Annotated in this window: 9 protein-coding genes; all 9 read right to left on the reverse strand. The window is 56.1% G+C overall.

What is annotated here, in order from left to right; translation table 11 throughout:
• Nucleotides 1-78: 78 nt before the first annotated feature.
• Nucleotides 79-1743 (reverse strand): ABC transporter ATP-binding protein, encoded by a 1665-nt coding sequence (locus DFO57_RS12980; protein ID WP_013026288.1) that lies wholly within the window; start codon nucleotides 1741-1743, stop codon nucleotides 79-81.
• A complete protein-coding gene (locus DFO57_RS12985) occupies nucleotides 1740-2588 on the reverse strand; it encodes an ABC transporter permease (protein WP_014605501.1) in 849 nt (282 codons plus the stop codon). The genes DFO57_RS12980 and DFO57_RS12985 overlap by 4 nt, the downstream gene beginning before the upstream one ends.
• Nucleotides 2588-3541 carry an ABC transporter permease gene (locus DFO57_RS12990; RefSeq protein WP_110015402.1) on the reverse strand — a complete coding sequence of 318 codons (954 nt, stop codon included), beginning with the start codon at nucleotides 3539-3541 and terminating at the stop codon, nucleotides 2588-2590. Before DFO57_RS12990 ends, DFO57_RS12985 begins: the two co-directional genes overlap by 1 nt.
• A 26-nt stretch (nucleotides 3542-3567) precedes the next feature.
• The gene (locus tag DFO57_RS12995) at nucleotides 3568-5175 is read right to left on the reverse strand and encodes an ABC transporter substrate-binding protein (RefSeq protein WP_014605500.1); all 1608 of its coding nucleotides are present in this window, start codon (nucleotides 5173-5175) and stop codon (nucleotides 3568-3570) included.
• A 145-nt stretch (nucleotides 5176-5320) separates the two neighbouring features.
• Nucleotides 5321-6598 (reverse strand): FAD-binding oxidoreductase, encoded by a 1278-nt coding sequence (locus DFO57_RS13000; RefSeq protein ID WP_014605499.1) that lies wholly within the window; start codon nucleotides 6596-6598, stop codon nucleotides 5321-5323.
• Between the two features lie 10 nt (nucleotides 6599-6608).
• A complete protein-coding gene (locus tag DFO57_RS13005; RefSeq protein WP_013026293.1) occupies nucleotides 6609-7277 on the reverse strand; it encodes a haloacid dehalogenase type II in 669 nt (222 codons plus the stop codon).
• Between the two features lie 32 nt (nucleotides 7278-7309).
• Nucleotides 7310-8779, reverse strand: a complete 1470-nt coding sequence (locus DFO57_RS13010; protein WP_014605498.1) for an aldehyde dehydrogenase — start codon at nucleotides 8777-8779, stop codon at nucleotides 7310-7312.
• Nucleotides 8780-9133: 354 nt separating this feature from the next.
• A complete protein-coding gene (locus DFO57_RS13015; protein ID WP_029570234.1) occupies nucleotides 9134-10591 on the reverse strand; it encodes an NAD-dependent succinate-semialdehyde dehydrogenase in 1458 nt (485 codons plus the stop codon).
• A gap of 151 nt (nucleotides 10592-10742) precedes the next feature.
• Nucleotides 10743-11702, reverse strand: a complete 960-nt coding sequence (gene cbl, locus DFO57_RS13020) for an HTH-type transcriptional regulator Cbl (RefSeq protein WP_013026296.1) — start codon at nucleotides 11700-11702, stop codon at nucleotides 10743-10745.
• Nucleotides 11703-11824 lie beyond the last annotated feature (122 nt).

The following is an 11824-nucleotide window of genomic DNA, read 5'->3' on the forward strand; positions in this document are numbered from 1 at the left end:
CTCGTCGTGTATTGGGGCAGAATGACCCTGGTTCAGCTGCCCCAAAATGAGTTTTGCTTGCCAAAATGGCGGTGCCGGTTATTCGGCTTTCAGAATCTCTTCATGCTCGTCCAGCCAGCCCTGACGTAGCTCAGGAACCGCACGTTTCAGGCGTTCGAAATAGAGCTCACTGGTCGGTTGATCGTAGTTACCGCGTGCCAGCTGGGTCACGATAGCGCCATTGCGCATCACAACGATCTCGTCACACACGGCACGCACGGCGTGCATATCGTGGCTGATAAACATTACCGACAATCCCAGCTCACGGCGCAGTTCACTGATCAGATCCAGCACCGCCGAGGCCACTACGGTATCAAGCGCCGAGGTCACCTCATCACAGAGAATGACATCCGGTTCTGCCGCCAGGGCACGTGCCAGATTCACACGCTGCTTTTGCCCACCGGACAACGACCAGGGACGGCGCGAGAGTACCGTGCGCGGCAACTTCACCAGATCCAGAAGTTGATACAGCCGGTTCTGCCGGGCGATGCCGCTCAGACCATGAAACAGCGTCAGAGGACGTGACAGAATCCGCTCCACGCTGTGCGCCGGATTGAGCGCCGTATCAGCCATCTGGAAAACATACTGAATCCGGCGCAGCTCGTTATCCGTGCGCTTTTGCATCTGATCGGCCACCGTGTAGCCATTAAACAAGATTTGCCCCTGGCAGGCCGGATTGAGGCCAGCGATAGCGTGAGCCAGGGTGGTTTTGCCCGATCCGGATTCACCAATAATGCCGATGGCCTGACCTTTCCAGAGCGTCAGATTGATGTTTTCCAGAATGCGCACTTTGGGTAAGCCATCGCTGCCTTTCGGGCCGTAACCGGCAGACAGATCGCGCACTTCCAGTAGCGGCAGTTCACCGGCTTTCGCCGGGCACCAGTGGCTGGGCCGCTCTTTCTGCTGAGCCGCATCCATCAACAGGCGCGTATAGTCCGCTTGCGGTGCGCCAATCAGGTGCGCAGTGGTGCCGTACTCAGCGATTTTACCTTGCAGCAGAACAAGGATGCGATCGGCCATTTGTGCCACCACGGCCAGGTCATGACTGACATAAATTGCCGTTACGCCGCGCTGTTTGACCACCCGACGAAAGGCTTTCAACACTTCAACCTGGGTGGTGACATCCAGCGCCGTCGTGGGTTCATCCAGAATCACCACGTCCGGATCGCTGATCAGCGCCATCGCCGTCATCAAACGCTGTAACTGCCCGCCCGAGACCTGATGGGGGAAGCGATCGCCAATCGTATCCGGGTTGGGTAACGCCAGCTCACGAAACAACGCCAGCGCTTTGGCCTTCGCCGCCTTGCGCGTCATGGTGCCGTGAATCACGACCGGTTCAATGACCTGATCGATAATTTTCATGCCGGGGTTAAAAGAGGCAGCCGCACTCTGGGCAATGTAGGCGACTTTGTTGCCGCGAAAAACGCGCAACTGTGCGGGGGTAAGATTCATGATGTTGGTCCCCGCAACATGAATATTGCCCTCGGCTATTTTACAGCCGTGGCGTGCATAGCCCATGAGCGCCATCGCAATAGTGGTTTTACCCGAGCCGGATTCGCCAATCAGCGCCAGCACTTCGCCTTTTTGCACCGTGAAGCGAATATCGGACACGATATCCAGCTCATCCCCGTTGTCGTTATGCGCCGTTACGCGCAGGTTATCGACAGATATCACAGGCATTGCCGTATGTTGCGTCACGTTCATGCCCCCTCCTTTGCCAGCGTCAACGGACGCATGCTTTGCAAGCTGTCAATAAACAGGTTAACGGCGATGGTCAGGCTGGCAATGGCCACCGCGGGCATCAACACGGCCGGTGAACCATCAAACAGCCCCTGAATATTTTCACGCACTAATGTTCCCCAGTCGGCATAAGGTGGCTGAACGCCCAGGCCAAGGAAGCTCAGCCCGCTCAGCAGTAAAACGATATACACAAAACGCAGGCCAAAATCGGCCAGGACCGGGTGCACCATATTGGGCAGAATATCGTGGATGGCGATGTACCAGCGGCTTTCTCCCCGCAGTCGGGAGGCGCGGACATAATCCATATTGCGCAAGTTGCTGGCCAGGGCAAAGGCGATACGAAATGCGCCGGGCCAGTAGGTGAATACCGCGGTAATCAGCAGCATCGGCAATGAAGATCCGAACACTGCCACGATCATCAGCGCCAGGATTTTCCCCGGTAACACCAGCATGGCGTCGTTGATACGCCCCAGCAGCTCTTCCAGCCAGCGTCCGGTCACCGCCGCTAACAGCGCCAGCAGGGTGCCAATCAGGCTGGCCAGCACCGCAGCGCCCAGCGCCAGGCCAAGGGAAAATTTCGCCCCGTACATAATGCGGCTGAGCATATCCCGCCCCAGGTAATCCGTACCCAGCAGGTTTTCATGCGTAAATCCCCCCATTAACGGGCCCGCACCAATGTCGTCGAGATTGTGGGGCGCCCACCAGGTGCCGAAGAGCGCGATAATTAGCCAGAACAAGGTCACCACCAGGCCTAACTGGCCCGATAAAGACAGTGACTGAAAAATGCGCCAGGGAAGCAATATTTTCATCAGCTCCTCCATTTCGGGTTAAAGGCGATAGTCAGGATATCGGCCGCCAGCAGCAGAAGCAGATAGCAGCTGGCAAACAGCATCACACAGAGTTGAACTACCGGCAGATCGCGGTTGCTGACCGCATCGACCATCTGACTGGCCAGGCCGGGATAGCTGAAGATGGTTTCGATAATGATGACCCCACCAAACAGGTAAGAAAGACTGAGGGAAATGGCGTTAGCGATAGGGCCAACAGCATTTGGTAAGGCATGACGGAGCACCGCCCGCATCGGGGAAACGCCTTTCAGCAAGGCCATTTCCAGATAAGGGCTGTCGAGCTGGTTAATAATGGCCGCGCGGGTCATGCGCGCCATTTGTGCCACCAGGCCGCAGCATAGCGTTATCACCGGCAGCGCATAGGCTTTAAGGTAGCTGGCGAAGTCCATATTGGGGCTGCCCAGCGACATGGCCGAAACCCAGTGCAGCTTCACCGCAAAAATCAGGACCGCGACGGTTGCAACCAGAAACTCCGGTACCGCAACCGTTGCCATGGTGCCAATCACCAGGGCACGATCGAGTTTTGAGCCACGATTCATGGCCGCCGCGATGCCAATAATCAGCGACAGCGGGACACAAATCGCCGTGGTGGTGGCAGCCAGTTCAAAGGTGGCAGGCAAGCGCTGCGCCACCAGCTGTGCTACCGGCAGATGACTGGCAAATGAGGTGCCAAAATTCCCTGTCAGCATACCGCCAAGCCAGGTGAAATAGCGCACCAGCAGGGGCTGATCTAAGCCTAACTGCTGGCGCAGGGCCGCCACGGTTTCCGGCGTGGCGTTTTGCCCCAGGATCATTTGCGCCGCATCGCCCGGCAGCAGGCTGGTGATAAAAAACACCACCGCCGAGACGATAAGCAAGGTCAGGATGCCAGCGCCAATGCGCCGGGCAATCAGGAACATCATGTATCGGTTCATCGGCGAACTCCTTCTTCAGACGATTATCAGGCTGAAAGCCAGGCGAACTCATGGAAGCGATAGCCCATCAGCATGCCCGATGGCCAGGCTTCAAGTCCGTTAACCTTCTTGCTGTAACCGTCCATGGAACTGATAAATGCCGGGATGAGCGTACCGCAGTGGTCATAGATCAGGGTTTGCATATCGCCGTACATCTGCTTGCGTTTGGCTTTATCACGTTCGCCACGTGCCGCAATGACCAACTGATCGAACTGAGGGTTTTTCCAGCCGCTCTCGTTGGTGGATGAGCTTGACAGGTAGAACTGTGAGAACAGCATATCGAGCGTTGGGCGCGGGTTGATCGAGCCGTAGCCCACCGGATCTTTCATCCAGTGGGTGCCCCAGTAGCCTTCATAAGGCACGCGACGCACGTTGACGTTCAGGCCTGCATTGCGTCCTACCTGCTGAATCAGCTGTGCCCCTTCCGTTGCGCCTTCCAGCGGCGGAGAGGTCACAATCTCAATGGTCTGCCCGGTCATGCCCGCTTTGTTGATATAAAATTTGGCTTTTTCGGGATCGAGCGGACGCGGTTTAAGATCGGCGTTAAACAGCGGATGCCAGGGTGGAACCGGCGTGTCATTACTCACGTCGCCAAAGCCCTGCAGCACGGTTTTCACGATGATTTCTCTGGGCTGCAGATATTTCATCGCCAGCACGAAATCCGGGTTGCTGCCGGGTTTGATATCGGTTCGGATAATCAGGTTGGTGTACATGCCACCTTTGGTTTCAAGCACCGCATGGTCCGGCGTACGGCTGATGCGCATACTGTCCGGCGCTTTCAGGCCCGAGGCCACCTGGATATCGCCCGACAGCAGCGCGTTGACGCGGGCGGCCTGATCGGTCACACCCAGCAGTTCCACTTCATCCAGATGCGGTAGCCCCGGTTTAAAGTAGTTGGGGTTTTTGGTGCCCACGGTATTGACCCCGGGCGTAAAGCTTTTGCACACGAAGGGGCCGGTGCCGATCCCTTTGCTGAAATCTTTGGTGCCATCCTGAACGATCAGGAAGGGAGATGTCGTCAGCATGTAAGGAAGGTCAAAGTTAGGTGCCACGAGAACAAGCTGAACTTCATTGTCGTTGACAGCTGTAAGGGTCTTGAACTGTTCGGCAAGCTTGAATGCACTTGAGGCCACGGCGGGATCTTTATGGCGGTTAAGCGAGAAAATCACGTCTTTCGCGGTAAAGGGCTTACCGTCGTGGAACGTGACGCCTTTGCGCAGTTTGATGCTCCAGGTGATACCGTCGTCAGAATCCACCGACTCTGCCAGGCCGGGCTTAACCGACATTGACTTGTCGACCTCTGTCAGACAGCTGTAAAACATAAACTGGCGCGTGTAGTCGGCGCTGTTGCTGCCTTTTGCCGGATCAAGCGTATCAGTCGCAGACGCGTTAGACATGCCGACACGTATTTTTCCGCCCTGAACCGGTTTGCTTTCTGCCAGCGCCATGCCGGGAAAGCCGATCAGTCCGGTGCTCATCACCGCACCGGCGGAAAGCAGCTTCATTAAACTGCGACGGGACAGCGTGCCCTCCGTGATCATCCGCGTCAGAGCAGGATTGGTTACGTCAGATTCTTTATTATCAATTTTACTCATCTGTACACCCTCATTACGTGTTCGAGAGAACATGGAAACATCCCCTGCGTCATTCAGACGGCGCATGCTGGCTGGCCGTTCCGCTGCCGGGCTGGCGAGTCGTCATTCACTGCGCGCCCAGAGCGGCCTGAAAAACAGTGTGAATTTATGAAAGGCGATCCTTTGCTTTGTAGTAGAGCCCGGCGAGCGGCAAAAACCACGGTTTTCCGTGATAGCCCGGCAGTGCAGGCCATGCCTCGCGCTGCCAGGGGTTATCGCGAGATTTCTCGCTTATCAGATCGGCCATCACCCGGCCCATCCATACCGACATCTGGGTGCCATGCCCGCTGTAACCCAGCGAATAAAACACCCCGTCTTGTTCACCGGCATGTGGCAGACGATCGGCACTCATATCCACCATGCCGCCCCAGCAGTAGTCGATCTTCGTGTTAGCCAGTTGGGGGAACATTTTCGCCATTGCCGCATGCAGGATGTCGCCGCTGCGTGAATCCGACGTCGGATTGCTGATGGCGAAGCGCGCCCTGCCGCCAAACACCAGACGGCTATCCGCCGTGGTACGGAAGTAGTTACCGATGTTCATCGAGGTCACGTAGTTGCGGTTTTCGGGCAGCAGCGCATGAAGCAGCGCGTTATCCAGTGGCTCAGTGACGACAATAAAACTGCCCACCGGCACAATACGACGCTGAAACCACGGGAACGGGCCTTCGCTGGAGCAGCCGGTTGCCATCAGCACTTTGTCGGCCAGGATTTCGCCCTGGCTGGTGACCACCCGGTGACGATAGCCGTCGAGCCGTACCAGCTGAGTGACGTGATGATGGGTATAGATTTTTGCGCCACTGCGCACCGCAGCTTCGGCCAGGCCCACACCAAACTTGCCCATGTGCATCTGGCCGCCATGCTGTTGCAAGAGTCCACCATGAAAGTCACCACCGCCAATTTCACGCTGAACCTCATCTTTGCTCAGTAACTGGATATCGGGATCCACGGTGCGGCGCATCAGTGTCCAGGCGTCCTGCAGGCCGGAGAAGTGGGATGCCTTGCTGGCCAGTTTGAGCTTGCCGCACAGACGAAAATCGCAGTCGATCTGCTCTTGTTTAATTAACTGCTCAACATAGGTCACCGCATCGTCAAATGCCTTGTAGAAGCGACTGGCCTGGTCAAGTCCGTGGCTGCCAACCAGCGAGGCAAAGTTTTGCGCCACGCCGGTGTTGCAATGGCCGCCGTTGCGTGACGAGGCCTGACTCATCACCTCTCCGCTGTCCAGCACCACCACATTAATTCCGCTACGCGCCAGCGTCAGCGCTGCGGACACACCGGTAAAACCCGCCCCAATCACGACCACATCGGCCTGTGCAGGTAAGGGGGCTTTAGCGGCGGCGCTGAACGACGGGGCGGTGGCTTGCCAGTACGATTCCAGTTTCATGACGGTGTCCTCAAAGACCGACGACGCCAGGCAGGCCGCCAATATCTTTAATTTCGGTGTATTGATAATAGGGATTGGCCGGTTCATGCCCGCGATTGACCCAGACCTTATGCTTAATGCCCAGGTCGTGCGCGGTCATCAGGTCATAACGGAAACTGGATGACACATGCAGAATTTCGTCTGGACGGCAGTCCAGTTTTTCCAGCATGTATTCAAAGCCTTTCATCTGCGGTTTATAGGCACCGGCCTCTTCCGCCGTAATCGCCATATGCACAGGCGCGCCAAGACGAGGAATGTGATGCGGAATCAGATCGTTCATCGAGTTAGTCAGCAGCACCAGCGGGAATTCTTTCGCCACTTTGGCTAATCCGGCGGGCACATCCGGATGCGGTCCCCAGGTGGCGCAGTCGGTGTAGATAAAATCACTGTCTGCCTGCTCCCATTTCACGCCCCATTTTTTACAGGTGCGCTGAATCGCATTGCTGACCACGTCGTAATAAGGCTTCCAGGCACCCAGCACCTCATCCAGACGATAGCCCGAAAAGTCAGCGACAAAGGCATCCATGGCATTCGCGTCCACCCGCTCCGCAAAACAGCGCTTTGCTGCACCTGCCATATCAAAAAAGATCAGCGTGCCGTAACAATCAAAAGTGATGAATTTGGGTTTAAACAGTGCCATGGAATTAACCTCGTTATTGTCAGGTGTGGTGCTTAAAAATCGATAAGTACGCTTTTCTGGCGCTGGCAGGCCTGGAACGCCTGGCGTCCCAAATCTTTACCAATACCCGAGCCCAGAAAACCGCCGGTTGGAATGATGAAATCGCCGGACCGTCCATAGCGATTGACCCACACGGTACCGGCGTCAATCGCCCGTATCGCCCGCATGGCCCGTGGCAGGCTCAGCGTATGCACACCGGCACACAGGCCGTACGTATCATGTGCTGCCAGCGCCAGCCCCTGCTCTTCATCATCGAAGGTCTGAATGGTCAGTACCGGACCAAAAATTTCCTGCTGTACCGCCGGATTATCCTGCTTCACCTGGCTTAACAGCGTGGGTTGCCAGAACCAGCCCTCATCGGTATCCGCGAAGCGTTCGCCGCCCACCAGCACCTCAGCGCCCTGCGCTTTGGCATCTTCAATGACCGAACGCACTTTATTGCCCTGGCGCGCATCAATCAGCGGTGCATAACGCGAGGTGTCCTGCCATGTAACGCCTGGCCTGGCCTCACGACATAACGCCGCCAGCCGTTCCGTCAGCGCATCGGCAATGCCGCGCTGCACGATTAAGCGCGTACCCGCAACGCAGGCCTGGCCGCCATTTGCGGTGAAGCCGCGCAGAATACGCTGCGCCAGCACCTCAATATCCCCTGCATCATCGAAAACCAGTTGGGGGCTTTTACCGCCCAGCTCCAGCGTAACGGGCTTCATGCCAAACTGTGCGGCATCGCTCATGATGCGCGCGCCGGTCAGGGTGGAACCGGTGAAAGACACTTTGCGCACGCGCGGATGTCTGACGAGCGCGCTGCCCGTTACCGCCCCGCTGCCCTGCACGATATTCAGGATGCCTGCGGGTAAACCAGCCTGAACCGCCAGCTCTGCCATGCGCACGGTAGAAAGCGGCGTGAGTTCAGAGGGTTTCAGCACCACCGCATTTCCTGCCGCCAGGGCCGGCCCGCATTTCCACGAGGCCATCGACAGGGGGAAATTCCAGGGCGTAATCGCCCCGATCACGCCATAGGGTTCGGCAATCAGCATTCCCAGGCTGCTATCCCGCGTGGGAAACAGGTCACCGCTGTATTTGTCAGCACATTCGGCATAGAAACGAATGGCTTCGGCGGTGAAGGGAATTTCATGCTGCACCACGTCGGCGATCGGACGCGTTGAGCCAAGTGCTTCAAGCTGGGCCAGCAGCAGATCCTGTTCGATTAAGTCCGCCCAGCGGCGCAAAACCCGACCGCGTTCACGGGGGGAACAACCTGACCAGCCGCTGGTTTTTAGTGCCTGATGCGCCGTCATCACGGCACGATCAACATCGTCCGCCTGCGCTTCATGCAGGGTGGCAAAAACACGACCATCTGAGGGGCGTTTAACGGCAAAAGATTCGCCTTGTGTTTGCACATGTTTCCCGCCGATATAATGGCCTAACGGGAGTGGCACGCTTTCCGGGTCGAAACTCAACATGGAAGAATCCTTATTTGTTACACCCATCACACTCTGGATTGGTTAAATTTCGGCAATGCTTTTCTGAATAAGTAATTAGGTAATGCAGAAAGTATGCCAGCCGTTAAAAAAATAAAAATGCGTTTAAAACGACGCAAAAAAATTTTTCTGCCGTATTAATGACGGATTTATTGCGGAATTGCCGAAGCGTTAAACAGATGATTTACCTCACAAAAAACCCGCCTTGCTTTGGTGCACTGCGCATGAAACTTGCACTAAAAAGGAGAAAAGGCGCAAAAACCAGATCTGACGCACAAAAAAAAGCGCCAGCATAACGATTATGCTGGCGCCTGAATTCAGGTATTACGTCTTAAATTACAAACTGCCGAGATGGAATGTTTTTTGTTCCAGATATTCATCAATTCCGTAACGTGAACCTTCACGACCGATTCCCGATAATTTAACGCCGCCAAAGGGCGCCACTTCTAAAGAGATTACGCCCGTATTAAATCCTACCATGCCAAATTCCAGCGCTTCCGCTACCCGCCAGGCGCGTCGAATATTCTCCGTAAAGAAATACGCGCCCAGGCCATAAGGCGTGTCGTTCGCCATCGCCAATGCCTGCGCCTCATCGTCAAACACAAACAGTGGTGCCACCGGGCCAAAGGTCTCTTCCTGCGCAATGCGCATCTCACTCGTCACCTGCCCCAGAACGGTAGGCTGAACCCAGGTTCCCGCTCCGCTGCTGATGCCGCCCGTTAACAGCGTCGCCCCTTTCTGTAAGGCATCGTCGATATGTGCATTGACCTTTTCAACCGCGGCGGTATTGATCAGGGGCCCGAGGGTGCTACCGGCCGCAAATCCGTCGCCCACCTTGAGGGTGGCCACGGCTTCCAGTAAGCGGGCGGAAAAGCGTTCATAGATGTTGCGCTGTACCAGAATCCGGTTGGCGCAGACACAGGTTTGCCCGGCGTTACGGAATTTGCTGGTCATGACGCCAGCCACCGCGATCTCAATATCGGCGTCATCGAAAACGATTAACGGCGCGTTGCCGCCCAATTCCAGACTCAACCGTTTTACGCTGTCGGCACATTGTTTCATCAGTAACTGACCCACACGGGTTGAGCCGGTGAATGAAATTTTACGCACCAGGCGGCTTTCGGTCAGTGCGGCGCCAATTTCCGTCGGCATACCGGTGACCACCTGCAAAACACCGGACGGAAAGCCGGCGCGCTCTGCCAGAACCGCTAGCGCCAGGGCAGACAGCGGCGTCAGGTCAGAAGGTTTAACGATAATCGGACAACCCGCCGCCAGCGCAGGCGCCACCTTGCGGGTAATCATGGCAATGGGAAAATTCCACGGCGTAATGGCTGCCGCTACGCCGACCGGCTGTTTTAACACGATGATTCTGCGGTCGGACGTGGGCGCGGGAATGGTATCGCCGTAAATGCGACGCGCCTCTTCGGCAAACCACTTAACGAAACTGGCACCGTACAGGACTTCGCCTCTGGCTTCCGCCAGCGGTTTGCCCTGCTCGGCCGTCATGATGATGGCAAGATCGTCGGCGTTATCGACAATCAACTGATACCACTTTTCCAGCAGTGCGGCGCGTGTGGCATTGGGTGTTTTGGCCCAGTCATGGCGTACCGACTCCGCATGATCGATCGCCGCCTCGGTTTCTTTCCGCCCCAGCGCCGGAACCGTCGCCAGCGTCTCACCGGTTGCCGGATCGATAACCGGCAGCGTTTCGCCCTGATAACCGTTCTGCCATTGACCCGCAAACAGCGCCTGCTGACGCAACAGCGTGTGATCTTTTAGTTGTATACGTGACATCGCATCCCCCTTTGTTCAGATCTTTCCACTTTATCGGGAGGGGAGAAGCGCAGGATGTTGTTATTGCCGGCCAGAAAGCGTTCGCTGTGAGGATTTACGGCAGAAAAAAAATTTTATGCCGTTGCGCCAGGGCGCTGGATGTCCGGGGTCACTAAATCTGAAAATCGATGACCGGCTCATCGTCACCCGCGGAGGACAGTGCCTGCTCTTTAATCTCTTCAAGCGATAAGTTGGCGTTGCACAGCTCCAGAAATTGCCAGACATAGTTGCGCTGCAGTTGGCCCCGTTTCAGCCCCAGCCACACGGTATTAGCCTCAAACAGATGCGTGGCATCCAGCCTGACCAGTTCACCGCCCGGTTCGGTTTCACAAGCCTGATCGGCCAGAATACCGACACCAAGGCCAAGTTTGACATAGGTTTTCACCACATCGGAATCCTGTGCGCTGAGCACGATGTCCGGCTTTAAGCCTGCCCCCTGGAAGGCCCGGTCCACACGTGAACGCCCGGTAATCCCCTGGCGATAAGTAATGAGCGGATGGTGACTGAGCGCATTGAGCGATACCGGCTGTTGCTGCACCAGCTCGTGATCGTGCGGCACCAGCAGGGCATGATGCCAGCTAAACCACGGAAACGCCGCCAGGCTGCTGTTATTCACCAGCATCTCACTGGCAATTCCGACATCCACCTCGCCTGCCAGCAGCATGTTCACAATTTCCTGCGGTGAGCCCTGGTTCAGTTCAAGCCTGACGTTGGGATAAAGCTGGCGAAACGCCTTGATGACGGGCGGCAGACTGTAACGCGCCTGCGTATGCGTGGTGGCGATGGAAAGGATACCGCTGGATTCATTGGTAAACACGTCTGCCAGACGGCGGACTTTACCGGCTTCGTCCAGAATGCGCTCCGCAATGGTTAATAGCGCTTTCCCGGGCTCTGTCATGCCAAGCAGCCGCTTGCCGCGCCGGATAAAGATTTCAACCCCAAGCTCATCTTCCAGATCGCGAATATGGCGACTGACGCCCGATTGCGAAGTAAATAGCGTGCTTGCGACCTCGGTAAGGTTGAACTCCCGTCGTGCCGCTTCGCGGATAATTTTAAGTTGCTGGAAATTCACACTATTTACCTCTCTTTACACAATCTGATAAACAGAGGGTAAAAAGGATTTTCGATAACTGGAAATACTAAAAAAGTTTTATTTATGCATTTGAAGCATATAGAACAGGGCGGGAGACGTTG

The organism is Pantoea sp. AG702, from assembly GCF_003182295.1.
In the GTDB taxonomy this organism is placed as follows: domain Bacteria; phylum Pseudomonadota; class Gammaproteobacteria; order Enterobacterales; family Enterobacteriaceae; genus Pantoea; species Pantoea ananatis.

Bases quoted from the DNA above. Each gene is read 5' to 3' on its own strand.
- DFO57_RS12990 (WP_110015402.1), bottom strand. From the start codon at position 3,541: ATGAACCGATACATGATGTTCCTGATTGCCCGGCGCATTGGCGCTGGC.
- DFO57_RS13010 (WP_014605498.1), bottom strand. From the start codon at position 8,779: ATGTTGAGTTTCGACCCGGAAAGCGTGCCACTCCCGTTAGGCCATTAT.
- DFO57_RS13015 (WP_029570234.1), bottom strand. From the start codon at position 10,591: ATGTCACGTATACAACTAAAAGATCACACGCTGTTGCGTCAGCAGGCG.
- DFO57_RS12985 (WP_014605501.1), bottom strand. From the start codon at position 2,588: ATGAAAATATTGCTTCCCTGGCGCATTTTTCAGTCACTGTCTTTATCG.
- DFO57_RS12980 (WP_013026288.1), bottom strand. From the start codon at position 1,743: ATGAACGTGACGCAACATACGGCAATGCCTGTGATATCTGTCGATAAC.
- DFO57_RS13000 (WP_014605499.1), bottom strand. From the start codon at position 6,598: ATGAAACTGGAATCGTACTGGCAAGCCACCGCCCCGTCGTTCAGCGCC.
- DFO57_RS13005 (WP_013026293.1), bottom strand. From the start codon at position 7,277: ATGGCACTGTTTAAACCCAAATTCATCACTTTTGATTGTTACGGCACG.
- DFO57_RS12995 (WP_014605500.1), bottom strand. From the start codon at position 5,175: ATGAGTAAAATTGATAATAAAGAATCTGACGTAACCAATCCTGCTCTG.